38 protein-coding genes are annotated in these 23,753 nt (G+C 64.5%); 4 read left to right on the plus strand and 34 right to left on the minus strand.

All coding sequences use genetic code 11. The annotated features are described in order from the left end of the window. Positions 1-44 precede the first annotated feature (44 nt). From ASC95_RS07870 to pdeM, 4 genes are read left to right on the plus strand one after another with little or no spacing between them, the layout of a single operon-like run. The gene (locus ASC95_RS07870; protein WP_057297225.1) at positions 45-1,073 is read left to right on the plus strand and encodes a ligase-associated DNA damage response exonuclease; all 1,029 of its coding nucleotides are present in this window, start codon (positions 45-47) and stop codon (positions 1,071-1,073) included. Further along, positions 1,070-2,713, plus strand: a complete 1,644-nt coding sequence (locus tag ASC95_RS07875) for an ATP-dependent DNA ligase (protein WP_057297226.1) — start codon at positions 1,070-1,072, stop codon at positions 2,711-2,713. Before ASC95_RS07870 ends, ASC95_RS07875 begins: the two co-directional genes overlap by 4 nt. A gap of 54 nt (positions 2,714-2,767) precedes the next feature. Next, positions 2,768-5,296, plus strand: coding sequence for a ligase-associated DNA damage response DEXH box helicase (locus tag ASC95_RS07880; RefSeq protein WP_082567607.1), 2,529 nt, complete (start codon positions 2,768-2,770; stop codon positions 5,294-5,296). Next, complete coding sequence (gene pdeM / locus ASC95_RS07885; RefSeq protein WP_057297228.1) at positions 5,293-5,952, plus strand: ligase-associated DNA damage response endonuclease PdeM; 660 nt, start codon at positions 5,293-5,295, stop codon at positions 5,950-5,952. The genes ASC95_RS07880 and pdeM overlap by 4 nt, the downstream gene beginning before the upstream one ends. Positions 5,953-5,959: 7 nt before the next feature. Here the strand turns inward: pdeM and ASC95_RS07890 are convergent, their stop codons facing one another. The 34 genes from ASC95_RS07890 to tuf all read right to left on the minus strand — a co-directional run bounded on the left by ASC95_RS07890 (position 5,960) and on the right by tuf (position 23,753). After that, positions 5,960-6,148, minus strand: coding sequence for a hypothetical protein (locus ASC95_RS07890; protein WP_057297229.1), 189 nt, complete (start codon positions 6,146-6,148; stop codon positions 5,960-5,962). Positions 6,149-6,156: 8 nt separating this feature from the next. Then, the gene (locus tag ASC95_RS07895; RefSeq protein ID WP_057297230.1) at positions 6,157-6,501 is read right to left on the minus strand and encodes a PRC-barrel domain-containing protein; all 345 of its coding nucleotides are present in this window, start codon (positions 6,499-6,501) and stop codon (positions 6,157-6,159) included. 163 nt (positions 6,502-6,664) lie between these two features. Continuing rightward, positions 6,665-7,054 (minus strand): 50S ribosomal protein L17, encoded by a 390-nt coding sequence (gene rplQ / locus ASC95_RS07900; RefSeq protein WP_056194184.1) that lies wholly within the window; start codon positions 7,052-7,054, stop codon positions 6,665-6,667. A gap of 151 nt (positions 7,055-7,205) precedes the next feature. After that, positions 7,206-8,195 (minus strand): DNA-directed RNA polymerase subunit alpha, encoded by a 990-nt coding sequence (rpoA, locus tag ASC95_RS07905; RefSeq protein WP_056194188.1) that lies wholly within the window; start codon positions 8,193-8,195, stop codon positions 7,206-7,208. A 149-nt stretch (positions 8,196-8,344) separates the two neighbouring features. Continuing rightward, positions 8,345-8,968 carry a 30S ribosomal protein S4 gene (rpsD, locus tag ASC95_RS07910; protein WP_056194191.1) on the minus strand — a complete coding sequence of 208 codons (624 nt, stop codon included), beginning with the start codon at positions 8,966-8,968 and terminating at the stop codon, positions 8,345-8,347. Positions 8,969-9,201: 233 nt separating this feature from the next. Next, positions 9,202-9,606, minus strand: coding sequence for a 30S ribosomal protein S11 (rpsK, locus tag ASC95_RS07915; RefSeq protein WP_056194196.1), 405 nt, complete (start codon positions 9,604-9,606; stop codon positions 9,202-9,204). Positions 9,607-9,632: 26 nt separating this feature from the next. Then, positions 9,633-9,998, minus strand: coding sequence for a 30S ribosomal protein S13 (gene rpsM / locus ASC95_RS07920; RefSeq protein ID WP_057297231.1), 366 nt, complete (start codon positions 9,996-9,998; stop codon positions 9,633-9,635). Positions 9,999-10,032: 34 nt separating this feature from the next. Continuing rightward, entirely contained in the window at positions 10,033-10,146 is a 114-nt protein-coding gene (rpmJ, locus tag ASC95_RS07925) for a 50S ribosomal protein L36 (protein ID WP_056194202.1), read from the minus strand. A 58-nt stretch (positions 10,147-10,204) separates the two neighbouring features. Then, on the minus strand, positions 10,205-10,423 hold the full coding sequence (gene infA / locus ASC95_RS07930; protein ID WP_009855680.1) for a translation initiation factor IF-1: 219 nt from the start codon (positions 10,421-10,423) through the stop codon (positions 10,205-10,207). Between the two features lie 58 nt (positions 10,424-10,481). Next, on the minus strand, positions 10,482-11,789 hold the full coding sequence (gene secY / locus ASC95_RS07935) for a preprotein translocase subunit SecY (RefSeq protein WP_057297232.1): 1,308 nt from the start codon (positions 11,787-11,789) through the stop codon (positions 10,482-10,484). Positions 11,790-11,817: 28 nt separating this feature from the next. Further along, on the minus strand, positions 11,818-12,249 hold the full coding sequence (gene rplO, locus ASC95_RS07940) for a 50S ribosomal protein L15 (protein ID WP_057297233.1): 432 nt from the start codon (positions 12,247-12,249) through the stop codon (positions 11,818-11,820). A gap of 25 nt (positions 12,250-12,274) precedes the next feature. Then, on the minus strand, positions 12,275-12,457 hold the full coding sequence (gene rpmD, locus ASC95_RS07945) for a 50S ribosomal protein L30 (protein ID WP_056194210.1): 183 nt from the start codon (positions 12,455-12,457) through the stop codon (positions 12,275-12,277). 20 nt (positions 12,458-12,477) lie between these two features. Beyond that, positions 12,478-12,999 (minus strand): 30S ribosomal protein S5, encoded by a 522-nt coding sequence (gene rpsE, locus ASC95_RS07950; protein ID WP_057297234.1) that lies wholly within the window; start codon positions 12,997-12,999, stop codon positions 12,478-12,480. 18 nt (positions 13,000-13,017) lie between these two features. Next, a complete protein-coding gene (rplR, locus tag ASC95_RS07955; protein ID WP_056194215.1) occupies positions 13,018-13,377 on the minus strand; it encodes a 50S ribosomal protein L18 in 360 nt (119 codons plus the stop codon). Positions 13,378-13,388: 11 nt separating this feature from the next. Continuing rightward, a complete protein-coding gene (rplF, locus tag ASC95_RS07960; RefSeq protein WP_057297235.1) occupies positions 13,389-13,922 on the minus strand; it encodes a 50S ribosomal protein L6 in 534 nt (177 codons plus the stop codon). 17 nt (positions 13,923-13,939) lie between these two features. Then, positions 13,940-14,335 (minus strand): 30S ribosomal protein S8, encoded by a 396-nt coding sequence (gene rpsH / locus ASC95_RS07965; RefSeq protein WP_056194221.1) that lies wholly within the window; start codon positions 14,333-14,335, stop codon positions 13,940-13,942. Between the two features lie 23 nt (positions 14,336-14,358). Then, positions 14,359-14,664 (minus strand): 30S ribosomal protein S14, encoded by a 306-nt coding sequence (gene rpsN, locus ASC95_RS07970; RefSeq protein WP_057297236.1) that lies wholly within the window; start codon positions 14,662-14,664, stop codon positions 14,359-14,361. 8 nt (positions 14,665-14,672) lie between these two features. Continuing rightward, positions 14,673-15,212, minus strand: coding sequence for a 50S ribosomal protein L5 (gene rplE / locus ASC95_RS07975; RefSeq protein ID WP_056194227.1), 540 nt, complete (start codon positions 15,210-15,212; stop codon positions 14,673-14,675). Positions 15,213-15,222: 10 nt separating this feature from the next. Further along, entirely contained in the window at positions 15,223-15,537 is a 315-nt protein-coding gene (gene rplX / locus ASC95_RS07980) for a 50S ribosomal protein L24 (protein ID WP_057297237.1), read from the minus strand. A gap of 23 nt (positions 15,538-15,560) precedes the next feature. Then, a complete protein-coding gene (gene rplN, locus ASC95_RS07985) occupies positions 15,561-15,929 on the minus strand; it encodes a 50S ribosomal protein L14 (RefSeq protein ID WP_056194233.1) in 369 nt (122 codons plus the stop codon). Positions 15,930-16,201: 272 nt separating this feature from the next. Then, a complete protein-coding gene (locus ASC95_RS07990; protein WP_057297238.1) occupies positions 16,202-16,711 on the minus strand; it encodes a peroxiredoxin in 510 nt (169 codons plus the stop codon). A gap of 181 nt (positions 16,712-16,892) precedes the next feature. Continuing rightward, positions 16,893-17,168, minus strand: a complete 276-nt coding sequence (gene rpsQ, locus ASC95_RS07995) for a 30S ribosomal protein S17 (RefSeq protein WP_057297239.1) — start codon at positions 17,166-17,168, stop codon at positions 16,893-16,895. Beyond that, positions 17,165-17,365, minus strand: a complete 201-nt coding sequence (gene rpmC / locus ASC95_RS08000) for a 50S ribosomal protein L29 (RefSeq protein WP_056194241.1) — start codon at positions 17,363-17,365, stop codon at positions 17,165-17,167. Before rpmC ends, rpsQ begins: the two co-directional genes overlap by 4 nt. Positions 17,366-17,376: 11 nt before the next feature. Beyond that, a complete protein-coding gene (gene rplP, locus ASC95_RS08005) occupies positions 17,377-17,793 on the minus strand; it encodes a 50S ribosomal protein L16 (RefSeq protein WP_057297240.1) in 417 nt (138 codons plus the stop codon). 2 nt (positions 17,794-17,795) lie between these two features. Beyond that, a complete protein-coding gene (rpsC, locus tag ASC95_RS08010; protein ID WP_057297241.1) occupies positions 17,796-18,659 on the minus strand; it encodes a 30S ribosomal protein S3 in 864 nt (287 codons plus the stop codon). Between the two features lie 14 nt (positions 18,660-18,673). Beyond that, positions 18,674-19,003 carry a 50S ribosomal protein L22 gene (gene rplV / locus ASC95_RS08015; protein WP_057297242.1) on the minus strand — a complete coding sequence of 110 codons (330 nt, stop codon included), beginning with the start codon at positions 19,001-19,003 and terminating at the stop codon, positions 18,674-18,676. Between the two features lie 11 nt (positions 19,004-19,014). Beyond that, positions 19,015-19,293 (minus strand): 30S ribosomal protein S19, encoded by a 279-nt coding sequence (rpsS, locus tag ASC95_RS08020; RefSeq protein WP_056194250.1) that lies wholly within the window; start codon positions 19,291-19,293, stop codon positions 19,015-19,017. Between the two features lie 10 nt (positions 19,294-19,303). Then, positions 19,304-20,128 (minus strand): 50S ribosomal protein L2, encoded by an 825-nt coding sequence (rplB, locus tag ASC95_RS08025; protein ID WP_056194253.1) that lies wholly within the window; start codon positions 20,126-20,128, stop codon positions 19,304-19,306. Further along, entirely contained in the window at positions 20,129-20,443 is a 315-nt protein-coding gene (gene rplW / locus ASC95_RS08030; RefSeq protein WP_056194256.1) for a 50S ribosomal protein L23, read from the minus strand. Next, the gene (gene rplD, locus ASC95_RS08035) at positions 20,440-21,060 is read right to left on the minus strand and encodes a 50S ribosomal protein L4 (protein WP_056264761.1); all 621 of its coding nucleotides are present in this window, start codon (positions 21,058-21,060) and stop codon (positions 20,440-20,442) included. The genes rplW and rplD overlap by 4 nt, the downstream gene beginning before the upstream one ends. Further along, entirely contained in the window at positions 21,060-21,731 is a 672-nt protein-coding gene (gene rplC / locus ASC95_RS08040; RefSeq protein ID WP_056194263.1) for a 50S ribosomal protein L3, read from the minus strand. Before rplC ends, rplD begins: the two co-directional genes overlap by 1 nt. Before the next feature lie 283 nt (positions 21,732-22,014). Then, entirely contained in the window at positions 22,015-22,326 is a 312-nt protein-coding gene (gene rpsJ / locus ASC95_RS08045) for a 30S ribosomal protein S10 (RefSeq protein ID WP_056194266.1), read from the minus strand. A 66-nt stretch (positions 22,327-22,392) separates the two neighbouring features. After that, on the minus strand, positions 22,393-22,536 hold the full coding sequence (locus tag ASC95_RS32225) for a hypothetical protein (protein ID WP_082567608.1): 144 nt from the start codon (positions 22,534-22,536) through the stop codon (positions 22,393-22,395). Positions 22,537-22,562: 26 nt separating this feature from the next. Beyond that, on the minus strand, positions 22,563-23,753 hold the full coding sequence (gene tuf, locus ASC95_RS08050) for an elongation factor Tu (RefSeq protein WP_057297243.1): 1,191 nt from the start codon (positions 23,751-23,753) through the stop codon (positions 22,563-22,565).

Genomic DNA, 23,753 nt, shown 5'->3' on the forward strand with positions numbered 1-23,753 from the left:
GCCGTCCGACAGCAGCCGCACGCCGGGATCGGCACACTCGAGCCATGGCTGACCTGATCACCCGGCGCGCCGAGGGCCTGTACTGCGAGGCGGGCGACTTCTACATCGACCCCTGGCGGCCGGTGGCGCGCGCCGTCATCACGCACGCCCACGCCGACCATTGCCGTGAAGGGCACGGCGCCTATCTGGCGCAACGGGACGCCGAGGGGTTGATGCGCTCGCGCGTGGGCCCCGACATGGCCTTCCAGGGCCTTGCCTATGGCGAGCCCCTGCAACTGGGCGAGGTGACCGTCAGCCTGCACCCGGCCGGCCATGTGCTCGGATCCGCCCAGGTGCGCGTGGTGCACCGCGGCGAGGTGTGGGTGGTGTCGGGCGACTACTTCGTCAGCGGCGCCGGTGACGCCAACACCACCTGCAGCCCCTTCGAGCCGGTGCGCTGCGATGTCTTCATCACCGAGGCCACGTTTGCGCTGCCGATCTACCGCTGGGCGCCGCAGACCGAGGTGCTTGGCGAGATGCGGGCCTGGTGGGCCGATTGCGCCGCCCAGGGCAAGCACGCCTTGCTGATGGGCTACAGCCTGGGCAAGGCACAGCGGCTGGTGGCCGGGCTGGCGACTGCCGACGCGCCCGGGCCGGTGCTGGTGCATGCGGCGGTCGAGCGACTGAACGCGGCCTACCGCGCGGCCGGCATCGCGCTGCCTGAGGTGGAGTCCGTGACGCCCGAGACCAATTTCAAGGCACTGCGCGGCGCCCTCGTCATTGCGCCGCCGGCGGTGCAGGATAGCCGCTGGGCCAAGGCCCTGGGGCCGCACAGCGACGCCTTTGCCAGCGGCTGGATGCGGCTGCGCGGCGCGCGCCGGCGCCGCAGCGTGGACCGCGGCTTTGTCTTCAGCGATCACGCGGACTGGCCGGGGCTGCTGTCGGCCATCGCCGCCACCGGTGCGCAGCGCGTCATCGTCACCCATGGCGACGAAGGCGCGCTGGTGCGCTACCTGAGCGAACTGGGCCTGCAGGCCGAGGCCTTTGCGACCGAGTACGGCGACGAGACGCATGGCGTGGAGGCGGCGCGATGAAGCGCTTTGTCGCCCTCTACCTCGCCATCGACGCCAGCACGTCCACACTGGCCAAGGTGGCGGCATTGAAACGCTACCTGGCCGACGCGCCCGCGCGTGATGCGGCCTGGGCCGTCTATCTGCTGGCCGGCGGCACGCCACGCCGAGCGGTGCCCACGAGCGAGCTGCGAGCGCTGGCCTGCGAGGCGGCGGGTTTGCCGGAGTGGCTGTTCGAGGCCGGCTATGCCGTCACCGGCGACCTGGCGGAGGCCATCGCTTACGTGCTTCCCGACCCGCAGGACAAGCTCGACGAGCCGCTGGCCGACTGGATGGAACAGCGCATCCTGCCGCTGCGTGCGCTCGACGCAGCGGCGCGACGCGAGGCCGTGTTGAGCGCGTGGCAGGGCCTGTCGGCGGACGAGCGCTTCATGTTCGTCAAGCTGGTGGGCGGGGGCTTTCGCGTCGGTGTCAGCAAGCTGCTGGTGCAGCGGGCGCTGGCCGAGTGGTCTGGGGCCGACGCGGCCGGCATCGCCCAGCGCATGATGGGCTACACCCAGATCGACACGCCGCCGACGGCCGCGCGCTTCCAGGCGCTGCTGGCCGAGGACACAAGCGGCTCTCGTGGCGGCCAGCCCTACCCCTTCTTCCTGGCGCATGCGCTGCCCGGCGAGCCGCAGGCGCTGGGCGAGCGGAGCGACTGGCTGGCGGAGTGGAAGTACGACGGTATCCGCGCCCAGGTGGTCAAGCGCGACGGCCAGGTGTGGATCTGGTCGCGCGGCGAGGAGCTGGTGACGGAACGCTTTCCCGAAGTGGTGCTCGAAGCCAGTACCTGGCCCGATGGCACCGTCGTCGACGGCGAGCTGCTGGCCTGGCGCCACGGCGAGGCCGAGCCGGCGCCGTTTGCGCTGCTGCAAAAGCGCATCGGCCGCACCAAGCTGTCCAAGGCCATCCTGGCCGAGGCGCCGGTGCGGCTGCTGGCCTACGACCTGCTGGAGAGCGAAGGCGTGGACCGCCGCCAGGAGCCGATGCATCTGCGCCGTGCGCGACTGGAGCAGCTCGGCATCGCGACCTCGCCGCTGGTGGACGCTGGCGATTGGGCCGGCCTTGCCGCCGCCCGCGAGGACTCGCGCGAGAAGCGGGTCGAAGGGCTGATGCTGAAGCACCGCGAGTCGGCTTACGGCATCGGCCGCACGGTGGGCGCCTGGTGGAAATGGAAGGTCGCGCCGCTCAGCGTGGATGCGGTGCTGATCTACGCCCAGGCCGGGCACGGCCGTCGCGCCAACCTCTACACGGACTACAGCTTTGCCGTCTGGAACCGCGCGCCGCGGGATGCGGCGGAGGCTGAGGCGGCTTTGGATTCGACAGGGGGCGACCTGACACTGGTGTCGTTCGCCAAGGCGTATTCAGGGCTGACCGACGAGGAGATCAAGCGCGTGGACCGCGAGATCCGCAAGACGACGGTGGAGAAGTTCGGGCCGGTGCGGCGCGTGCGGCCGACGATGGTGTTCGAGCTGGGGTTTGAGGGCATCCAGGCGAGCACGCGGCACAAGAGCGGCATCGCGGTGAGGTTTCCGCGCATGCTGAGGATTCGGGAGGACAAGCCGTTGTGGGAGGCGGATACGCTGGATTCGCTGCGGGAGTTGATGGAGGTGGTGAGTTGATCGGGGTTGCTTTGGCGGAGCGAGCGTCTTTTCGCTGCAAGGCAAAGGCTCCCGATGCCTAGCCCAACCACCACATGGCTGGAAACCAAAGGCTGGAAGGCTTTCCCATTCCAACGCACCGTCTGGAAGGAAATGAAAGCCGGTCACTCCGGCCTTCTCCACGCCACCACCGGCTCCGGCAAGACCCTGGCCGTCTGGCTCGGCGCACTGCAAGCCTTTGGCAACAAGGAAGCGCCGCTGACCGTCATCTGGGTCACGCCGATGCGCGCGCTCAGCCACGACACCCTGCTGGCCCTGCAAGACGCCGCCACGACACTGGCGCCGAATTGGACGCTCGCCGCCCGCACCGGCGACACATCCACCAGCGAGCGCGCCTCGCAACAACGCCGCTGGCCCACCGGCCTCGTCACGACACCCGAGTCCCTCAGCCTGATGCTGTCCCGCGCCGACGCCCCGGACATGCTCAAGCGCGTGCGCCTCGTTGTCGTCGATGAATGGCATGAACTGCTGGGCACCAAGCGCGGCGTGCAACTGCAGCTGGCGCTGGCGCGGCTGCGGCGCTGGAACCCGGCGCTGATGACCTGGGGGTTGTCGGCCACGCTGGCCAACCTGGACGAAGCGCGCGACGTGCTGGCGCCGGATGCCGTGCTGGTGCGTGGCGCCCAGGACAAGAAGATCGACATCGCGACACTGCTGCCCAAGCGCATCGAGCGCTTCGCCTGGGGCGGCCACATGGGCCTGACCATGCTGCCGGCTGTCGTCGAGCTGATCGACAAGGCGGCCAGCACCTTGGTGTTCACGAACACGCGCTCCCAAAGCGAGCGCTGGTTCCAGGCCTTGCTGGATGCGCGGCCGGACTGGGCCGGCGCGATCGCGCTGCATCACGGCTCCATCGATGCCGAACTGCGCCGCTGGGTGGAGGCGGCCATGAAGGCCGGTCAGCTCAAGGCGGTGGTCTGTACCGCCAGCCTGGACCTGGGCGTGGACTTCCTGCCGGTGGACCAGGTGCTGCAGATCGGCTCGGCCAAGGGCGTCGCGCGACTGCTGCAGCGCGCCGGCCGCAGCGGCCATGCGCCAGGGCGGCGCTCCCGCGTGACCATGGTGCCGACGCACAGCCTGGAGATCGTCGAGGCCTCGGCACTGCGCGCGGCGGTGGAGGCCGGCCGCATCGAGCCGCGCCATGCGCCCGCAGCACCGCTGGACGTGCTGGTACAGCACCTCGTCACGGTCGCGCTGGGCGGTGGCTTCCGGCCAGACGAGCTGCTGGCCGAGGTGCGCACCGCGCCGAGCTATCGACGTCTCAGCGACGAGGCCTGGCAATGGGCGCTGGCCTTTGTGCGCCACGGCGGCGAGAGCCTGCGCGCCTATCCCGACTTCCAGCGCGTGGTGCCCGACGACGAAGGGGTCTGGCGCGTGCCCGATGTGCGGCTGGCGCGGCGCCACCGCAGCAACATCGGCACCATCGTGTCGGACGCGATGATGAATGTGCAGTTCCTGACCGGCGGCCGCATTGCGACGGTGGAAGAAAGCTTCATCGCACGGCTCAAGCCGGGCGATGTGTTCCTGCTGGGCGGCCGTGCGCTGGAGCTGGTGCGTGTCGAGGGCCTGACCGCCTATGTGCGCGTGGGCAAGCCGGGCCGCGCGCTGCTGCCGCGTTGGAACGGCGGGCAGTTCCCGATCTCCGACACGCTGGCCGACGCGATGCTGGAGCGCTTCGACGAAGCCGCGCAGGGCCGCTACCTGGACAAGGAGATGCGCTTCGTCGCGCCGCTGCTGAAGCTGCAGGCCGAATGGTCCGGCCTGCCCGGCTCGCAGCGACTGCTGGCCGAGGTACAGACATCGTCGGATGGGCATCACCTCTTCCTCTACCCGTTCGCGGGGCGCACGGTGCACCTCGGGCTGGCCTGGTTGCTGGCCTGGCGCGTCGGGCGGGACACGCCGGCCACCTTCACCGTCGCCATCAACGAGTACGGCATGGAACTGCTCAGCGCCACCGACGTGGACTGGACCTCCCGCCTGCCGGCGTTGCTCGCGGCGGTGGATCGTCAAACACTCCGCCAGGAGGTGCTGGCCAGCATCAACGCCAGCGAGCTGGCGCGACGGCGCTTCCGGCAAATTGCGCGCATCTCGGGGCTGATCTTCCAGAGCCATCCGGGCGAGGTGCGCAGCCAGCGCCAGTTGCAGGCGTCGAGCTCGTTGTACTTCGATGTATTTCGCCAGCACGACCCGGGCAACCGCCTGCTGCGCCAGGCCGAGGAGGAGCTGTTGTCGGCCGAGCTGGATGAGGACTCGCTGGCGCGCACGCTGGATCGGCTGGCCGCCATGCCGCTGGATTTGCAGCGTCCAAAGCGAACCTCGCCGCTGGCCTTTCCGCTGCTGGTGGAGATGCTGCGCGAACGGGTGACGACCGAGTCGCTGGCGCAGCGGCTGACACGCATGCTGGCGGAGCTGGAGGCGGCAGCGGGCGGTGGTGCGGCGCCACAGGACGTGGGAGAGAAGCTCGCCTTTGGACAGGAGAGTGACAAGGCCGCCAGAACCGCCAAAACCGCCAAGGGCGGTGGTGCGCGGCGGAGGCGTCGATGAGCTTGAGCATCCAAGCCGCCGGCGAACTCCTTTGGCTGTTGCCGGAAGGTGCCGTCTGGTGGCCCGCCGCGCGCACCTTGTTCGCCGCCGACTTGCACCTGGGCAAGGGCGCGGCCTTCCGTGCGCAAGGGCAGGCGGTGCCCGCGGGCAGCAGCGCGCGGACGCTGGCACTGCTGGAAGTGCTCGCGGCAAGCCACGGCGCGAGGCGGCTCGTCGTGCTGGGGGATTTCTGGCACAGCGCCGAAGGGCTGACGCCGGCTCTGCTTGAGTCGGTCGACGGCTTTGCGCGAGGCGTGCCAACGGTGCTGGTACTCGGCAACCACGACCGGCGCATCCATCCGCCTGGGCTGCCATTAGAAGTTGTCAGCACGGCATTGTCGTTAGGGCCTTTGACAGCCGGGCACGAACCGCCACCGCCAGGGGCACCCGGCTTCACGCTCGCGGGGCACTGGCATCCGGCGGTCGTCATCGCCAGCCGCGCAGGCGACCGGCTGCGCCGCCCCTGCTTCGTGCACTACCCGCACGCCCTGGTGCTGCCTGCGTTTGGCGGCCTCACCGGCGCATTGACGCTGCGGCGCGCGGACCTCGCCCGCCACGGCGCGCAAGTCGCGGTGCTCGGCGCCGGCGAGCTTCACTGGCTGCCGCTGCGCCGCTGATTCAGCGTCAGATCTTGTGCTGAGGTGGGCCCTGGGGTGCTTCCCGCTCTGTGCCGTCTTTCTGGCGCGCCGGCGCCTTGGCCTGCTTGGTCAGCGTCTGCCCCTGGGTGGACTTGCTGGTGGCGAACTCGCCGGCGGTGTGCTTCACCGGACCGGATTGGGCGTTGTGGCTGCGGCCGAGATGGGGCTTGCTCATGATCGTCCTCACTGCCAGTTGAAGCCGTAGTGGGTGTAGACGCTGCGACCGTAGTCCTCGGTGTAGGCCGGCGCGGCTTCCTTGGCGTACCGCGGCGCAGTGGTCAGCAGGTCGCGGTCTAGGTTGACGACATAGCCGTCTTTGCTGGTGTCGTACTTCAGCATGTCCCAGGGCAGCGGGTAGCGGTCGGTACCCACGCCAAGGAAGCCGCCGAACTCCAGCGCGGCGTAGCGCACATGACCGGTGCGTTTGTCGATGACGAGGTCGTCGATGGCGCCGAGCTTGTCGCCGGCGAGGTCATAGACCGCGGTGCCCTCGACCTTGGCCGAGGAGATGGTGGGATGGAGGCTCATGCGCGGGCTCCTGCGAAGTGAAAGCTGGCATTCCACTGTGCGCGCAGCGTCGCGGCGACATCGTCAGGCCGGGCGTGACTGGCGCGTAGGAGGAGGCCGACGTTGCAAGCGGCCATGAAAAAGCCCGCACAAGGCGGGCTCTGCAGATCAGCGCGGGCTGAGCTTATTCGACGGCTTCGCCAGCGGTCTCGCCTTCGGCGCGATCCACCAGTTCAACGAAAGCCATGGGCGCGTTGTCGCCGACGCGGAAGCCCATCTTCAGGATGCGGGTGTAGCCGCCCGGGCGCGCGGCGAAGCGCGGGCCCAGCACGTTGAACAGCTTGCTGACGATGTCGCGGTCGCGCAGGCGGTCGAAAGCCAGGCGGCGGTTGGCCAGCGTGGGTTCCTTGGCGAGCGTGATGAGGGGCTCAACAACGCGGCGCAGTTCCTTGGCCTTGGGGACCGTGGTCTTGATAGCTTCGTGCTCGAGCAGCGAAACGCACATGTTGCGCAGCATGGCAGCGCGGTGGGCGCTGGTGCGGTTGAGTTTACGGAGGCCGTTACGGTGACGCATGGTGCTATTCCTTTCACTTCGTTAATGCCCCCAGCCGGATCAGGTACTGGGGGGTGCACCGGGTGGCGTTGGTCAACGCGCCACCCATCTTTCAAATACATGCCCTCGTGAAGGGCGGGCCGATGCATCCACCGGCCGGCAGCCGACTTGCTTAACGCTTGTCGAGGCCTTGCGGCGGCCAGTTTTCCAGGCGGGCGCCCAGAGTCAGACCGCGGGAAGCCAGCACTTCCTTGATTTCGTTGAGCGACTTGCGACCCAGGTTGGGGGTCTTCAGCAGCTCGGTCTCGGTGCGCTGGATCAGGTCGCCGATGTAGTAGATGTTTTCGGCTTTCAGGCAGTTGGCCGAACGCACGGTCAGCTCGAGCTCGTCGACCGGGCGCAGCAGGATCGGGTCGAAGCTGCTGGAGCGCTGGGCCGGCTGGTCGAAGGCGTCGACCAGGTCGGTGCCCTGCAGCTGGGCGAACACGGCGAGCTGCTCAACCAGGATCTTGGCCGAGGCACGGATCGCTTCCTCCGGCGAGATGGCGCCGTTGGTTTCGATTTCCATGACCAGCTTGTCCAGGTCGGTACGCTGCTCGACGCGAGCGTTCTCGACGGCGTAGCTGACGCGCTTGACGGGCGAGAACGAGGCGTCGAGGACGATGCGGCCAATGCTCTTGGTCGGCTCGTCGCCGAAGCGGCGCATCGTGCCCGGCACATAGCCACGGCCCTTCTCGACCTTGATCTGCATGTCCAGCTTGCCGCCTTGCGACAGGTGGGCAATGACGTGCTCGGGATTGATGATCTCGACGTCGTGCGGAGTTTGGATGTCGGCAGCGGTGACGGGGCCTTCGCCTTCCTTGCGCAGGACAAGGGTCACTTCTTCACGGTTGTGCAGGCGGAAGACGACGCCCTTGAGGTTCAGCATGATGTGAACCACGTCCTCTTGCACGCCGTCAATGGCCGAGTACTCGTGGAGCACGCCGGCAATCGTCACTTCCGTCGGCGCATACCCCACCATCGACGAGAGCAGCACACGGCGCAGGGCGTTGCCCAGGGTGTGACCGTAGCCGCGTTCGAACGGCTCCAGGGTGACCTTGGCGCGATGACCGCCCAGGGGCTCCACGTTGATGGACTTGGGTTTGAGCAAGTTGGTTTGCATGAGGTCTTTCTTTCAATACCCTCGGTTCGTTACACCGATAAGGCTGAGGACCAGCCGGGTTGAGCCTTCGAAGGGCCCCGATGAGGCGGAAACCCGGACGAGGAAACGCCGACCGCGCCCAAAGCAGGCGTGGTCGGCGGGGGAAATCATTAACGCGAGTACAACTCGACGATCAGCGATTCGTTGATCTCGGCGCCGAACTCATCGCGGTCCGGAGCCTTCTTGAACACGCCTTCGAGCTTGGTGCCGTCGACGCTGACCCAGGCCGGCAGGCCGATGGAGTCGGCAAGCTTGAACGACTCGGTGACGCGCAGCTGCTTCTTGGCCTTGTCGCGCACGGCGACGGTGTCACCAGCCTTGACCAGGTAGGAAGCGATGTTGACGACTTCGCCGTTCACCGTGACACCCTTGTGCGAAACCAGCTGGCGGGCTTCTGCGCGGGTGGAGCCGAAGCCCATGCGGTAGACGACGTTGTCCAGGCGCGACTCCAGCAGTTGCAGCAGGTTCACGCCGGTCGAGCCCTTGCGGCGCTCGGCTTCGGCGAAGTAGCGGCGGAACTGGCGCTCCAGCACTCCGTACATGCGCTTGACCTTCTGCTTCTCGCGCAGCTGCAGACCGAAGTCGGAGGTGCGCTGGCCGGAGGTGCGGCCATGCTGGCCGGGCTTGCTGTCGAACTTGACCTTGTCGCTGATGGCGCGGCGGGCGCTCTTCAGGTAGAGGTCGGTGCCTTCACGGCGGGAAAGTTTGCCCTTGGGGCCGAGGTAACGTGCCACTTTGCGTGTCCTTGTTCAATCTGACGCCGGGTCTCGAAAACCGAGTTGCCTGACGCGAGTCCAGCCGGTGTTTTTGTGGGCTTGGACGGTGGGCTTGTGAGTCGTCGCCGAATGGGATCGACTCAAGACTGAAGCCGGCGCGGCACAAAGTGCCCGCCGGCTCCGGGAAAACGCGCGATTATCGCACCGCCATCCGAATCTGCAATATCCCTGTCACCTGGGGGTGAATGGGCTTAGATACGGCGACGCTTCTGCGGACGGCAGCCGTTGTGCGGCACCGGCGTCACGTCAGAGATCGAGTTGATGCGGATGCCAAGAGCAGCCAGGGCACGCACCGAGGACTCGCGACCCGGGCCAGGGCCCTTGATCTTGACGTCGAGGTTCTTGATGCCTTGTTCCTGAGCCGCACGACCCGCCACTTCAGCCGCCACCTGGGCTGCGAAAGGCGTCGACTTGCGCGAGCCCTTGAAGCCTTGGCCACCCGACGAAGCCCAGGACAGGGCGCCGCCTTGACGGTCGGTGATGGTGATGATGGTGTTGTTGAACGAGGCGTGGACGTGCGCGATGCCGTCTGCAACGTTCTTGCGGACCTTCTTGCGAACCCGCTGGGCAGCCGAATTGTTGGGTGCTTTTGCCATGATGAGCTTCTTTCAGTTCGGGCAGCTTACTTCTTGCCGGTCGCAGCCGACTTGCGCGGACCCTTGCGGGTGCGGGCATTCGTACGGGTGCGTTGACCGCGCATCGGCAGGCCCCGGCGGTGACGGAAACCGCGGTAGCAGCCGAGGTCCATCAGACGCTTGATGTTGATGGACTGCTCACGGCGCAGGTCACCTTCGATGGTCAGCTTGTTGACTTCGTCGCGGATCTTTTCGAGATCCCCGTCGGTCAGGTCCTTGACCTTCTTTTCGAACGGAATGCCGCAGTTCGTGCAGATCTGCTGGGCGGTCGTACGGCCAATGCCGTAGATCGAGGTCAGACCGATCTCAGTGTGCTTTTGCGGCGGAATGTTGATACCAGCAATACGTGCCATGGTTGTCCTCTAGTCCTGTCGTGCGAGCTGGGGCTCAGCCCTGGCGCTGCTTGTGGCGCGGGTCGGTGCAGATCACACGCACCACGCCCTTGCGGCGGATGATCTTGCAATTGCGGCACATCTGCTTCACGGATGCCGAAACTTTCATGGTCTGCTCCTTGGCCTAACTTCTTTTGCGCTCACACGCGTCCGGGGGTTCAAACAGCTCACTTCGCCCGGAACACGATGCGAGCACGACTCAAATCGTAGGGCGTCAGCTCTACGGTCACTTTGTCGCCGGGGAGGATACGGATGTAGTGCATCCGCATCTTGCCGGAGATGTGACCGAGAACGACATGCCCGTTCTCCAACTTGACTCTGAACGTGGCGTTGGGGAGGTTCTCAAGAATCTCGCCCTGCATTTGAATGACGTCGTCTTTCGCCATGCCGTACGTTCAGGATTGTTGTTGGAATCAATCTTGGTTAACGATCAGCTCTACGCCCTCAGGGCTTGAAGCTGGCCTTCTTCAGCAGTGACTCGTACTGCTGACTCATGATGTAGCTCTGCACCTGGGCCCAGAAGTCCATCGTCACGACGACGATGATCAACAGGGAGGTGCCACCGAAGTAGAACGGCACGTTGTACTTCAGTGTCAGGAATTCGGGCAGCAAACAGACCAGGGTGATGTAGATCGCACCAGCCAGCGTGAGCCGCGAAAGAATCTTGTCGATGTGCTTGGCGGTCTGCTCACCCGGGCGGATACCCGGAATGAACGCGCCGCTCTTCTTCAGGTTGTCTGCGGTCTCACGGCTGTTGAACACCAGCGCCGTGTAGAAGAAGCAGAAGAACACGATGGCAGCCGAGTACAGCAGCACATAGATCGGCTGACCCGGGCTGACCATGCCGGCCAGGTCCTTCAGCCAGCGCAGGCCATCACCGGTTGCAAACCAGCTCACCACCGTTGTCGGCAGCAGGATGATCGACGAGGCGAAGATCGGCGGGATCACGCCCGACATGTTCAGCTTCAGCGGTAGGTGCGACGACTGGCCGCCGTAGACCTTGTTGCCGACCTGGCGCTTGGCATAGTTCACGAGGATCTTGCGCTGGCCACGTTCGACGAACACGACGGCGAAGGTCACCAGCACGACCAGCGAGATCACGACCAGCGCCGAGCCGTAACCCATCGCGCCGGTACGCACCAGCTCGAACAGGCCACCGATCGCACCCGGCAGACCCGCGGCGATACCGCCGAAGATCAGGATCGAGATGCCATTGCCCAGGCCGCGCTCGGTGATTTGCTCACCCAGCCACATCAGGAACATCGTGCCGGCCACCAGGCTGGACACCGCCGTCAGACGGAAGCCGAAGCCAGGGTTCAGCACGAGGCCAGCAGAACCTTCCAGCGCCAGCGCGATCGACAGACTCTGGAACAGAGCCAGACCCAGCGTCGCATAACGCGTGTACTGGGTAATCTTGCGGCGCCCGGCTTCACCTTCCTTCTTCAGCTGCTCTAGCGTCGGCACGACGTAGGTCATCAACTGCAGAACGATGGACGCCGAGATGTAAGGCGTGATGCCCAACGCGAACACGGTGAAGCGCGACAGCGCGCCGCCCGAGAACATGTTGAACAGGCTCAGGATGCCACCGGCCTGACCCTTGAAGAATTGGGCCAGCTGGTTCGGATCGATACCGGGCACGGGGATATGCGCCCCGATGCGGTAGACGACCAGAGCCAGCAGCAGGAACACAAGCCGGCGACGCAGGTCGCCGAACTTGCCGCTCTTGGCCAGCTGATTCGCGTTGGTAGCCACGCTGAGTCAGTTCCTTGTGCGCTGGAAATTAAGCGACCGAGCCGCCAGCCGCCTCGATGGCCGCCTTGGCGCCCTTCGTGACGTTCACGCCCTTGAGCGTGACCTTGCGCTCGATGGCGCCAGACAGGATGACCTTGACCGACTTGGCCAGCTGCGGCACCAGGCCGACAGCCTTCAGCGTCGACACGTCGATCTCTTCGCCGGCCAGACCTTGCAGGTCCGACAGGTTGATCTCGACGCTGTACTTCAGCGTCAGCGACTTGAAGCCACGCTTGGGCAGGCGACGCTGCAGCGGCATCTGGCCGCCTTCGAAGCCGACTTTGTGGTAGCCACCAGCGCGGGACTTCTGGCCCTTGTGGCCGCGACCTGCAGTCTTGCCCAGGCCCGAGCCGATGCCGCGGCCGACACGGCGCTTGGCATGCTTGGCGCCCTCTGCGGGCTTGATCGTGTTGAGTTCCATCGTCTTGTCCTCTTGTGTGCGGTGCTTAGAGCACCTGCACCAGATAAGCGATCTTGTTGATCATGCCGCGCACTGCGGGCGTGTCTTCCAGGGTGCTCTGGCTGTTCAGCCGACGCAGACCCAGGCCGACCACGGTGGCACGGTGCGAGGCGCGGCAGCCGATGGGGCTACGCACCAGCTTGACCGTCACGGTTTTCTTGTCAGACATCTTGTGCTCCGCTTGGGCGATCAGTTGAAGATTTCTTCAACAGTCTTGCCGCGCTTGGCTGCGACAGTGGCCGGCGTGGTTGAACGCTTCAGAGCGTCCAGCGTGGCGCGGACCATGTTGTAAGGGTTGGTCGAACCGTGGCTCTTGGTCACGATGTCGGTCACGCCCATCACTTCGAAAACGGCGCGCATCGGGCCGCCGGCGATAACACCGGTACCGGCAGGAGCCGGGGCCATGATGACGTGTGCAGCACCGTGCTCGCCCACCACGTTGTGGTGGATGGTGCCGTTCTTCAGGCTGACCTTGACCATGTTGCGGCGAGCCGACTCCATGGCCTTCTGCACGGCGACCGGCACTTCCTTGGCCTTGCCCTTGCCCATGCCGATGCGGCCATCGCCATCACCGACCACGGTCAGAGCGGCGAAGGACAGCGTACGGCCACCCTTCACAACCTTGGTCACGCGGTTGACCGCGATCATCTTTTCCTTCAGGCCGTCGTCGTTGCCTTCAGCCTGAGCGCCGCGGGGTTGAAACTTTGCCATTTCTTATTCCTTGATGCGTCAGAACTGCAGGCCGGCTTCGCGGGCTGCTTCGGCCAGGGCCTTGACACGGCCGTGGTAGGCAAAACCGGAGCGGTCGAAGGCAACCTTCTCGACGCCAGCGGCCTTGGCCTTCTCGGCGATCAGCTTGCCCACCAGCGTGGCAGCGGCGACGTTGCCGCCGTTGCTGCTCAGCTGTTCGCGGACCGACTTCTCGGCAGTGGAGGCTGCAGCCAACACCTTGGCGCCGTCTTCCGAGACGACTTGGGCGTAGATATGCAGGTTGGAGCGGAACACCGTCAGACGGGCCACGCGCTGGATCGCAATGCGAGCGCGGGTCTGGCGCGAACGACGCAGGCGTTGTTCTTTCTTGGTCATCATGGCGCTGCTCCTTACTTCTTCTTGGTCTCTTTGAGGGAGACCTTCTCATCCGAATAACGGATGCCCTTGCCCTTGTAGGGCTCAGGCGGACGGAAGGCGCGCACCTCGGCGGCGATCTGGCCGACGACCTGACGGTCAGCGCCCTTGATGACGATTTCCGTCTGGGTCGGGCACTCGACCTTGATACCAGCCGGCATGTCCTTCACCACGGGGTGAGAGAAGCCGATCTGCAGGTTGAGCTTCTGACCCTGGGCCTGGGCGCGAAAGCCCACGCCCACCAGGTTCAGCTTGCGCTCGAAACCCTTGCTGACGCCGCTGACCATGTTGGCCACCAGGGCGCGCATGGTGCCGCTCATCGCATCGGCTTCGGCCGACTCGTTGGCGGGAGCGAAGCTCAGCTTGCCGGCTTCGTTCTTGACGGTGACGAGCTTGTTCGACTGACGCACCAGCGTGCCCAGCGAGCCCTTGACGCTGATCGAATCAGCACCGACGGTCACATCCACGCCTTGCGGGAGGTTGACCGGCATTTTTCCAACGCGGGACATTGTTTCTACTCCTTCGCTTAGGCGACGTAGCAGAGGACTTCGCCGCCGATACCGGCAGCGCGAGCCTTGCGGTCCGTCATGACGCCTTGCGGAGTCGTGACGATCGCCACGCCCAGGCCATTCATGACCTGAGGAATGTCGTGGCGGCCCTTGTAGATGCGCAGGCCGGGGCGGCTGACGCGCTCGATACGCTCGATGACCGGACGGCCAGCGTAGTACTTCAGCGCGATTTCCAGCTCGGGACGGGCAGCTTCGCCGCGGACGGCGAAGTCATCGATATAGCCTTCGTCCTTCAGGACTTTGGCAATCGCCACCTTCAGCTTGGACGACGGCATGGCAACGCTCGTCTTTTCGACGATCTGCGCGTTACGAATGCGGGTCAGCATATCGGCGATGGGATCACTCATGCTCATTTGCGAATACTCCTATCGGCCGATTACCAGCTGGCCTTGACGACACCGGGGATGTCGCCCTTGAAGGCCAGTTCACGAATCTTGTTACGGGCCAGGCCGAACTTGCGGAAGGTGCCACGCGGACGACCGGTCAGCTCGCAGCGGTTGCGCAGGCGAGTCGGGTAGGCGTTACGGGGCAGCTTCTGCAGCTCGAGGCGAGCGGCGTAGCGCTCTTCATCCGACTTCTTGCTGTCGTCGATGATGGCCTTCAGGTCTGCGTACTTCTTCGCGAACTTGGCGACGAGTGCTTCGCGCTTCAGTTCACGTTGCTTGATGGAAGTTTTAGCCACAGATCACCTCAGTTCTTGAACGGGAACTTGAACGCAGCCAGGAGAGCCTTGGCTTCGTCGTCCGTCTTGGCAGTCGTCGTGATGCTGATGTTCAGACCACGCAGAGCATCCACCTTGTCGTATTCGATTTCGGGGAAGATGATCTGTTCTTTGACGCCGATGTTGTAGTTGCCACGGCCGTCGAACGAGCGACCGGAGATACCCCGGAAGTCACGGACGCGGGGCAGCGCGATCGTCACGAAGCGGTCCAGGAATTCATACATCTGGACGCCGCGCAGGGTCACCATCGCACCGATGGGCACTGCGTCACGGATCTTGAAGCCGGCGATGGCCTTCTTCGACTTCGTGACGACGGGCTTCTGGCCGGCGATCTTGGTCAGGTCGCCCACGGCGTGGTCCATGACCTTCTTGTCGGCGACGGCCTCGCTCACACCCATGTTGAGCGTGATCTTGGTGATGCGGGGCACCTCCATGACCGACTTGTAGCCGAACTTCTCGACCAGGCCGGGCACGATTTTTTCGCGGTAATGCGTTTGAAGACGAGCCATGAGGGACCTCTTAAGCCTTGATCTCTTCGCCGGTCGACTTGAACACGCGCACCCGCTTGCCGTCGATGAGCTTGACGCCCACACGATCGGCCTTGCCGGAGGCGGCGTTGAAGATCGCCACGTTGGATTGATGGATAGGCATGGTCTTGTCGACGACGCCACCGGTGGTGCCCTTCATGGGGTTGGGCTTGACGTGCTTCTTGACGACATTGATGCCGTCAACGACCACATGGGCGTCGTCAGTGCGGGCGGACACAGTGCCGCGCTTACCCTTGTCGCGGCCGGTCAGCACAATGACCTGGTCGCCGGTACGAATCTTGTTCATGGCTTACCTCAGACAGTGGGGGCTCAAAGCACCTCGGGCGCCAGCGACACGATCTTCATGAAGCGCTCGGTACGCAGCTCACGCGTCACCGGGCCGAAGATGCGGGTGCCGATGGGCTCCAGCTTGGCATTGAGCAGCACGGCGGCATTGCCGTCGAACTTGACGAGCGAGCCGTCCTGGCGGCGCACACCCTTGGCGGTACGAACCACCACGGCGCTGTAGACCTCGCCCTTCTTCACGCGACCACGCGGGGCAGCTTCTTTGATGCTGACCTTGATGATGTCGCCAATGTGCGCATAGCGGCGCTTGGAGCCGCCCAGCACCTTGATGCACTGAACGGACTTGGCGCCAGTGTTGTCCGCGACATCAAGCCGCGATTGCATTTGGATCATGTCTGTCCCCAACTTGCCCCGAGTTGCCGCATTCATGCGAATGCTGCGCGTCGGTCAGTCTTGGGCCCGTAAGTCAAACAGCTTGAGGCATTGCGCCACTTGCTGCCCAACGGTTGAGGGCGGATCCGAAGCCAGCGTGGGCTCTTGCGTAGCAGGAGCACTGGCGTTCGGCGAAGCTGCGCATTATGCAGTGAGAACCCTTGGGGCGTCAATGCCTGCCGCAGAAGTTTTTGCAGGGCCGGCGGTTGCTGACCCGTTCTACATCAAGTTGCTCAGGCTGCCTTGACTTGAGCCAGCATCGTGGCGGCGTCGCTGACCTCGAACTTGCCGGGGCCTTCGACGTTCAGCGTCTTGACGACCCCGTTCTTGACCAGCATCGAATAGCGCTGCGAGCGCACACCCATGCCCTTGGCGATCAGGTCCAGCGTCAGGCCGGTGGCCTGGGCGAACTGGGCGCTGCCGTCGGCCATCATGCGCACCTTGCCGCCGGTCTTCTGGTCGCGACCCCACGCGCCCATGACGAAGGCGTCGTTGACCGACACGCACCAGATCTCGTCGACGCCGGCCGCCTTCAGCGCCTCGGCGGATTCGACGTAGCCAGGCACATGCTTGGCTGAGCAGGTCGGCGTGAAGGCGCCGGGCAAGGCAAAGATCGCGATGGTCTTGCCAGCCGTGGCCTTCTCGATATCGAAGCTGTTGGGGCCGAGCGAGCAGCCCTCGCCTTCCACTTCGATGAATTCCTGCAGACTGCCTGCGGGCAGCTTGTCGCCAACCTTGATCATGGTGTCGCTCCTGATTGAGTGTTCTGAAAATGATCAGGCTTTTGCGCGTTGCTTCCAAACGCCGGACTCGTCGCAACCGACAAGTCCTTGCGCGTCATGGGTTCACGCGCAAAAGCCAAAAAAAACCGGCGCGCCAGTTACCCAGCGTGCCGGTTGTGCAGCGGTCATGCGACCGGTGTCTTTAGACGATCTCGGCCTTCTCGACCAGGCGGGTCACGACCCAGCTCTTGGTCTTGGAGATCGGACGGCCTTCGCTGATCTCGACGACGTCACCCATCTTGTACTCGCCCTTTTCGTCGTGGGCGTGGTACTTGCGGGAACGGGCCACGATCTTGCCGTAGAGCTCGTGCTTGGCGCGACGCTCGACCAGGACGGTGACCGTCTTGGCGCGCTTGTCGCTGACCACGCGGCCCACCAGGGTGCGCGTGTTCTTCACTTGGACTTGGGCCTCAGTCATTTCGTGGCCTCCTTCTTCTTTTGTGCCAGGACGGTCTTGGCACGCGCGATGTCGCGGCGGGTCTTGCCCAGCTGGCTGTGGTTGGTCAGCTGCTGGGTGGCCTTTTGCATGCGCAGGCCGAAGTGGGCCTTCAGCAGGTCGGTCACTTCCTTCTCGAGGGCAGCGACGTCCTTGGTGCGGAGTTCAGTTGCTTTCATGGTGTCCTTCCTCAGGCGCCGACCTGGCGGGCCACAAAGGTGCAGCGCAGCGGCAGCTTGGCGGCAGCCAGCGTGAATGCCTCGCGAGCAAGTTGCTCGGGCACACCATTGACCTCGTAGATCACCTTGCCAGGCTGGATTTCAGCCACGTAGTACTCGGGGTTGCCCTTGCCGTTACCCATCCGAACTTCGGCGGGCTTTTGCGAGATGGGCTTGTCCGGGAACACGCGGATGAAGATCCGGCCGCCGCGCTTGATGTGGCGCGAGATCGCGCGGCGAGCCGCTTCGATCTGGCGGGCCGTCAGGCGGCCGCGCTCGGTGGCCTTGAGGCCGAAATCACCGAAAGACACCGCGGCGCCTCGAGTCGCGACACCAGTGTTGCGGCCCTTCTGCTCCTTGCGGTATTTACGACGAGCGGGTTGCAGCATGTTTATTCTCCTTTGGCCTCACCGCCAGCTGCGGGGACCTTGCGGACCACGCGCTTGGCAGCGGGCTTGGCTGCGTCACCCGTGGGGGCGGCGGCAGCGGGCTGATCTGCTCCGTCACGCGGGCCACGGTCGCCACCTGGACGGCCACGGCCACCAGGAGCGCCCGGACGGGCGTTACGGCGCGGGCGACGATCGTCTTCGGCGCCTGCGGGGGTGTTGATGACCGGAGCCTCGCCGTTGGCAAGACGGTCACCGCGGTAGACCCAGACCTTGACGCCGATGACGCCGTAGGTGGTCTTAGCTTCGGAGAAACCGTAGTCGATGTCGGCCTTCAGGGTGTGCAGGGGCACACGACCTTCGCGATACCACTCGGTACGAGCGATTTCGATGCCGTTCAGACGACCTGCGCTCATGATCTTGATGCCCTGGGCACCCAGACGCATCGCGTTCTGCATCGCGCGCTTCATGGCGCGGCGGAACATGATGCGCTTTTCGAGCTGCTGGGTGATCGAGTCGGCGATCAGCTGAGCATCGACTTCAGGCTTGCGCACTTCTTCGATGTTGACGGCGACGGGCACGCCCAGACGCTTGGTCAGTTCAGCCTTCAGCGCCTCGATGTCCTCACCCTTCTTGCCGATCACGACACCCGGACGAGCCGAGAAGATCGTGATGCGCGCGTTCTTAGCGGGGCGCTCGATCAGGATGCGCGAAACGGCAGCATTCTTGAGCTTGGCCTTCAGGTACTCGCGAACACGCAGGTCTTCGGCCAGCATCGTGGCGAAGTTCTGGTTGTTCGCATACCAGCGCGAAGCCCAGTTACGGGTGACAGGAAGGCGGAAGCCAACCGGATGGATTTTTTGTCCCATAGTCTTCTTGCGCCTTAGTTGCCGACAGCCACAAAGATGTGGCAAGTGGGCTTGCTGATGCGGTTGCCGCGGCCCTTGGCGCGAGCCGAGAAGCGCTTCAGCGTGGCACCTTGCTCGACGTAGATCGAGGTGACCTTGAGTTCATCAATGTCAGCGCCGTCGTTGTGCTCGGCGTTGGCGATGGCGCTTTCCAGCGCCTTCTTGATGATCAGGGCCGCCTTCTTCTGGGTGAATTCCAGGATGTTCAGCGCTTGGTCCACCTTCTTGCCGCGGATCAGGTCAGCCACGAGGCGACCCTTGTCACAGGAGAGGCGAACGCCACGAACGATTGCTTTGGTTTCCATCGTTGGCATCCTTACTTCTTCCCGGCCTTCTTGTCGGCCGGATGGCCTTTGAAGGTGCGGGTCAGTGCGAATTCACCCAGCTTGTGGCCGACCATCTGGTCAGACACATAAACCGGCACGTGTTGCTTGCCGTTGTGCACGGCGATCGTCAGACCGATGAATTCGGGCAGGATCGTCGAGCGGCGCGACCAGGTCTTGATGGGCTTCTTGTCTTTGATGGCAACTGCCTTGTCGACCTTGGCCATCAAATGGTGGTCAACGAAGGGGCCCTTCTTCAGCGAACGAGTCATGGCCTAGCCCTTACTTCTTGCGACGCGAGACGATGAACGTCTGCGTGCGCTTGTTGTTGCGAGTGCGGTAGCCCTTTGTCAGGGTGTTCCACGGCGACACAGGGACCTGGCCCTCGCCGGTGCGGCCTTCGCCACCACCGTGCGGGTGATCCACCGGGTTCATCGCCACACCGCGAACGGTCGGACGGATACCCTTCCAGCGGATCGCGCCGGCCTTGCCGTACTGACGCAGGCTGTGCTCTTCGTTGCTCACTTCACCGATGGTGGCGCGGCAGTCGACGTGCACGCGGCGAACTTCGCCGGAGCGCAGACGGATCTGGGCGTAGACACCTTCACGAGCCATCAGGACGGCGGAGGTGCCGGCCGAACGGATCATCTGGGCACCCTTGCCAGGCTGCAGCTCGATGCAATGGATCGTCGAGCCCACCGGGATGTTGCGGATCGGCAGCGTGTTGCCAGCCTTGATCGGGGCTTCCGCGCCGCTCAGGATGGTCGAACCCACTTCGAGACCGCGCGGGGCGATCACGTAGCGGCGTTCGCCGTCGGCGTACACCACCAGCGCAATGTGGGCGGTGCGGTTCGGGTCGTACTCGATGGTCTCGACCTTGGCCGGAATGCCGTCCTTGTTGCGCTTGAAGTCGACCACGCGGTAGTGGTGCTTGTGACCACCGCCTTTGTGGCGAATCGTGATGTGACCGTTGTTGTTGCGGCCGGAGTTCTGGATTTGCGGCTCAAGCAAAGCTGCATGGGGCGCGCCCTTGTGCAGGTGCTTGTGCACCACCTTGACGACGCCACGGCGGCCGGGCGAGGTAGGTTTGACTTTGACGATGGCCATTTACGCGGCCTCCCCGGAGAAATTGAGCTCTTGACCGGCCTTGAGGGCCACATAGGCCTTCTTGACGTGGTCACGGCGGCCGGCACGGCCACCAAAGCGCTTCGTCTTGCCCTTGACCTGGACGACGTTGACCGACTCGACCTCGACCTTGAACATCAGTTCAACAGCGGCCTTGATTTCGGGCTTGGTGGCGTCGCGCAGGACCTTGAACAGGACCTGGTTGTGCTTCTCGGCAACTTGCGTGGCCTTCTCGGACACGATGGGCGCGAGCAGCACGGAGGCCAGACGGCCTTCGGAATACTTGGGGGCGCTCATGCCAGCATCTCCTTGAGTTGCTCGACCGCAGCCTTGGTCACCAGCACCTTCTTGTAGAAGACCAGCGACAGGGGGTCGGCGTAGCGCGGCTCGACGACCAGCACATTGGCCAGGTTGCGCGAAGCCAGCAGCAGGTTGTCATCCACGACGTCGGAGATGACCAGCACCGAGTCCAGGCCCATGGCCTTGAACTTGGCGGCCAGCAGCTTGGTCTTGGGGGCTTCGACCGAGATCGAATCCACCACGGCCAGGCGGCCTTCACGGGCCAACTGCGAAAGGATCGCAGCCATGCCGGCGCGGTACATCTTCTTGTTCAGCTTGTGCGAGAAATTCTCGTCAGGCATGTTCGGGAAGATGCGACCGCCCCCGCGCCACAGCGGCGACGAGGTCATACCGGCGCGAGCGCGGCCGGTGCCCTTCTGGCGGAAAGGCTTCTTGGTCGAGTGATGGACCTGTTCACGGTCCTTCTGGGCACGGGTGCCTTGGCGGGCGTTGGCCTGGAAGGCCACGACCACCTGGTGCACCAGGGCTTCGTTGTAGTCGCGAGCGAAGATGGTGTCAGGCGCTTCCACCTTGGCGGTGGCCTGACCCTGCTCGTTCAGGAGCTCGAGCTGCATCAGTTGGCTCCCTTCTTGACTTTGACCTTGACGGCCGGGCGAACGACGATGTGGCCGTTCTTGGAGCCCGGGACCGCGCCGCGGACCAGCAGCAGTTGACGGGCTTCGTCAACGCGCACGATGTCCAGGTTCTGCGTGGTGCAGGTTTCGTCGCCCATGTGGCCGGTCATCTTCTTACCCGGGAACACACGGCCCGGGTCTTGCGCCATCGAGATCGAGCCCGGCACGTTGTGCGAACGGCTGTTACCGTGCGACGCGCGCTGCGAGCTGAAGTTGTGGCGCTTGATGGTGCCCGCAAAGCCCTTGCCGATGGACGTGCCCTGCACGTCGACCAGCTGGCCGGCGGCGAACAACGTCACCGGAACGGTCGCGCCAGCTTGGTACTGGGCAGCGACGTCGGCTTCGACGCGGAATTCCTTGAGGATTTCACCGGCTTCGACACCTGCCTTGGCGAGGTGGCCGGCTTCGGGCTTGGTGACGCGCGATGCTTTGCGCGTACCGAACGCCACCTGGATGGCGCTGTAGCCGTCGGTCTCTTGGGTCTTGACCTGGGTCACACGGTTGTTGGACACATCCAGCACCGTCACAGGGATGGCATCGCCATCGTCCGTGAAGATGCGCATCATGCCCACCTTGCGGCCCAGCAAACCGAGACGGTTGCTCAGACTCATGTTTTTTCTCCAGCCCCGTCGGCCCAAACTTGCGCTTTGGCCTCGGAAGCTATTGCGAACACCCGACATCGATTGGCCGGGCTGACCTTGCAACGCCACCGAGCGGACCCAGTAACGTTGCGCGAATATCCGAGCAGCCATAGGCAAACCCGGAAAAGCTGGCGAGTATAGCCTGCGGGATTGTCCCGATGCAAGCGTCAGGGCGCCGGACAGCGCAAGAAACAAGGCCCCGGCCTGTCGAAACAGGGCCGGGGCCTCGGATCGCAAGCCCGAAGGCCCGGAATTACTGCAGCTTGATTTCGACGTCGACGCCGGCGGGCAGGTCGAGCTTCATCAGCGCGTCGACCGTCTTGTCGGTCGGATCGACGATGTCCATCAGGCGCTGATGGGTACGGATCTCGAACTGGTCGCGGCTCGTCTTGTTGACGTGGGGCGAACGCAGGATGTCGAAACGCTCCATACGCGTCGGCAGGGGCACGGGGCCCTTGACGATGGCGCCGGTGCGCTTGGCGGTCTCGACGATTTCGAGGGCCGACTGGTCGATCAGCTTGTAATCAAACGCCTTCAGGCGGATGCGGATCTTTTGCTTTTGCATGACGGTTCCTTAAAGAGCAGGTGGTGAGCACCAGAAGCAGGGCCTCTGGCGCACGTCACGCAGTGATTACGCAATGATCGTGGCGACGACGCCGGAGCCGACGGTGCGGCCGCCCTCACGGATGGCGAAGCGCAAGCCCGTTTCCATCGCGATCGGAGCGATCAGCTTCACGGTGATGCCGACGTTCCACCATGCCGACGAGCACCGCATTGCCGCACATCTCGGCAATGCCCAANTTACGCAATGATCGTGGCGACGACGCCGGAGCCGACGGTGCGGCCGCCCTCACGGATGGCGAAGCGCAAGCCCGTTTCCATCGCGATCGGAGCGATCAGCTTCACGGTGATGCCGACGTTGTCGCCGGGCATGACCATTTCCTTGTCCTTGGGCAGCTCCACGGCACCGGTCACGTCCGTCGTGCGGAAGTAGAACTGGGGGCGGTAGTTGTTGAAGAACGGCGTGTGGCGGCCGCCCTCTTCCTTGCTCAGAACGTAGATCTCAGCGGTGAAGTGGGTGTGGGGCTTGATGGTGCCGGGCTTGGCCAGGACCTGGCCGCGCTCGACGTCTTCACGCTTGGTGCCGCGCAGCAGGATGCCGACGTTATCGCCCGCTTGACCTTGGTCCAGCAGCTTGCGGAACATTTCGACGCCCGTGACCGTGGTCTTCTGGACTTCGCGGATGCCGACGATTTCGATTTCTTCGCCGACCTTGATGATGCCGCGCTCGACGCGACCGGTCACGACAGTGCCGCGGCCGGAGATCGAGAAGACGTCTTCAACCGGCAGCAGGAAGGCGCCGTCGATGGCACGGTCCGGCTGGGGGATGTAGGTGTCCAGCGCGTCAGCCAGGCGCATGATGGCTTGCTCGCCCAGGTCGCCCGTGTCGCCTTCCAGCGCCAGCTTGGCCGAACCCTTGATGATGGGGGTGTCGTCGCCGGGGAAGTCGTACTTGGACAGAAGCTCGCGCACTTCCATTTCGACCAGCTCGAGCAGCTCGGCGTCGTCGACCATGTCGCACTTGTTCAGGAAGACGATGATGAACTTCACGCCGACCTGACGGGCCAGCAGGATGTGCTCGCGGGTCTGGGGCATCGGGCCGTCAGCGGCCGAGCACACCAGGATGGCGCCGTCCATCTGGGCGGCACCGGTGATCATGTTCTTGACGTAGTCGGCGTGGCCGGGGCAGTCAACGTGCGCGTAGTGGCGGTTGGCCGTCTCGTACTCGACGTGGGCGGTGTTGATCGTGATGCCGCGGGCCTTTTCTTCGGGCGCTGCGTCGATCTGGTCGTAGGCCTTGGCCTCGCCGCCGAACTTCTTGGACAGCACGGTCGCGATCGCTGCCGTCAGCGTCGTCTTGCCGTGGTCGACGTGACCGATCGTGCCCACGTTCACGTGCGGCTTGGTCCGTTCAAACTTGCCTTTTGCCAT

Source organism: Pelomonas sp. Root1217, from assembly GCF_001425705.1.
GTDB lineage: Bacteria > Pseudomonadota > Gammaproteobacteria > Burkholderiales > Burkholderiaceae_C > Pelomonas.

Bases quoted from the DNA above. Each gene is read 5' to 3' on its own strand.
- ASC95_RS07870 (WP_057297225.1), top strand. From the start codon at position 45: ATGGCTGACCTGATCACCCGGCGCGCCGAGGGCCTGTACTGCGAGGCG.
- ASC95_RS07875 (WP_057297226.1), top strand. From the start codon at position 1,070: ATGAAGCGCTTTGTCGCCCTCTACCTCGCCATCGACGCCAGCACGTCC.
- ASC95_RS07880 (WP_082567607.1), top strand. From the start codon at position 2,768: ATGCCTAGCCCAACCACCACATGGCTGGAAACCAAAGGCTGGAAGGCT.
- pdeM (WP_057297228.1), top strand. From the start codon at position 5,293: ATGAGCTTGAGCATCCAAGCCGCCGGCGAACTCCTTTGGCTGTTGCCG.
- ASC95_RS07890 (WP_057297229.1), bottom strand. From the start codon at position 6,148: ATGAGCAAGCCCCATCTCGGCCGCAGCCACAACGCCCAATCCGGTCCG.
- ASC95_RS07895 (WP_057297230.1), bottom strand. From the start codon at position 6,501: ATGAGCCTCCATCCCACCATCTCCTCGGCCAAGGTCGAGGGCACCGCG.
- rplQ (WP_056194184.1), bottom strand. From the start codon at position 7,054: ATGCGTCACCGTAACGGCCTCCGTAAACTCAACCGCACCAGCGCCCAC.
- rpoA (WP_056194188.1), bottom strand. From the start codon at position 8,195: ATGCAAACCAACTTGCTCAAACCCAAGTCCATCAACGTGGAGCCCCTG.
- rpsK (WP_056194196.1), bottom strand. From the start codon at position 9,606: ATGGCAAAAGCACCCAACAATTCGGCTGCCCAGCGGGTTCGCAAGAAG.
- rpsM (WP_057297231.1), bottom strand. From the start codon at position 9,998: ATGGCACGTATTGCTGGTATCAACATTCCGCCGCAAAAGCACACTGAG.
- rpmJ (WP_056194202.1), bottom strand. From the start codon at position 10,146: ATGAAAGTTTCGGCATCCGTGAAGCAGATGTGCCGCAATTGCAAGATC.
- infA (WP_009855680.1), bottom strand. From the start codon at position 10,423: ATGGCGAAAGACGACGTCATTCAAATGCAGGGCGAGATTCTTGAGAAC.
- rplO (WP_057297233.1), bottom strand. From the start codon at position 12,249: ATGGAACTCAACACGATCAAGCCCGCAGAGGGCGCCAAGCATGCCAAG.
- rpmD (WP_056194210.1), bottom strand. From the start codon at position 12,457: ATGTCTGACAAGAAAACCGTGACGGTCAAGCTGGTGCGTAGCCCCATC.
- rpsE (WP_057297234.1), bottom strand. From the start codon at position 12,999: ATGGCAAAGTTTCAACCCCGCGGCGCTCAGGCTGAAGGCAACGACGAC.
- rplR (WP_056194215.1), bottom strand. From the start codon at position 13,377: ATGATGACCAAGAAAGAACAACGCCTGCGTCGTTCGCGCCAGACCCGC.
- rplF (WP_057297235.1), bottom strand. From the start codon at position 13,922: ATGTCCCGCGTTGGAAAAATGCCGGTCAACCTCCCGCAAGGCGTGGAT.
- rpsH (WP_056194221.1), bottom strand. From the start codon at position 14,335: ATGAGCATGAGTGATCCCATCGCCGATATGCTGACCCGCATTCGTAAC.
- rplE (WP_056194227.1), bottom strand. From the start codon at position 15,212: ATGGCTCGTCTTCAAACGCATTACCGCGAAAAAATCGTGCCCGGCCTG.
- rplX (WP_057297237.1), bottom strand. From the start codon at position 15,537: ATGAACAAGATTCGTACCGGCGACCAGGTCATTGTGCTGACCGGCCGC.
- rplN (WP_056194233.1), bottom strand. From the start codon at position 15,929: ATGATCCAAATGCAATCGCGGCTTGATGTCGCGGACAACACTGGCGCC.
- ASC95_RS07990 (WP_057297238.1), bottom strand. From the start codon at position 16,711: ATGATCAAGGTTGGCGACAAGCTGCCCGCAGGCAGTCTGCAGGAATTC.
- rpsQ (WP_057297239.1), bottom strand. From the start codon at position 17,168: ATGACTGAGGCCCAAGTCCAAGTGAAGAACACGCGCACCCTGGTGGGC.
- rpmC (WP_056194241.1), bottom strand. From the start codon at position 17,365: ATGAAAGCAACTGAACTCCGCACCAAGGACGTCGCTGCCCTCGAGAAG.
- rplP (WP_057297240.1), bottom strand. From the start codon at position 17,793: ATGCTGCAACCCGCTCGTCGTAAATACCGCAAGGAGCAGAAGGGCCGC.
- rpsC (WP_057297241.1), bottom strand. From the start codon at position 18,659: ATGGGACAAAAAATCCATCCGGTTGGCTTCCGCCTTCCTGTCACCCGT.
- rplV (WP_057297242.1), bottom strand. From the start codon at position 19,003: ATGGAAACCAAAGCAATCGTTCGTGGCGTTCGCCTCTCCTGTGACAAG.
- rpsS (WP_056194250.1), bottom strand. From the start codon at position 19,293: ATGACTCGTTCGCTGAAGAAGGGCCCCTTCGTTGACCACCATTTGATG.
- rplB (WP_056194253.1), bottom strand. From the start codon at position 20,128: ATGGCCATCGTCAAAGTCAAACCTACCTCGCCCGGCCGCCGTGGCGTC.
- rplW (WP_056194256.1), bottom strand. From the start codon at position 20,443: ATGAGCGCCCCCAAGTATTCCGAAGGCCGTCTGGCCTCCGTGCTGCTC.
- rplD (WP_056264761.1), bottom strand. From the start codon at position 21,060: ATGCAGCTCGAGCTCCTGAACGAGCAGGGTCAGGCCACCGCCAAGGTG.
- rplC (WP_056194263.1), bottom strand. From the start codon at position 21,731: ATGAGTCTGAGCAACCGTCTCGGTTTGCTGGGCCGCAAGGTGGGCATG.
- rpsJ (WP_056194266.1), bottom strand. From the start codon at position 22,326: ATGCAAAAGCAAAAGATCCGCATCCGCCTGAAGGCGTTTGATTACAAG.
- ASC95_RS32225 (WP_082567608.1), bottom strand. From the start codon at position 22,536: ATGCGGTGCTCGTCGGCATGGTGGAACGTCGGCATCACCGTGAAGCTG.
- tuf (WP_057297243.1), bottom strand. From the start codon at position 23,753: ATGGCAAAAGGCAAGTTTGAACGGACCAAGCCGCACGTGAACGTGGGC.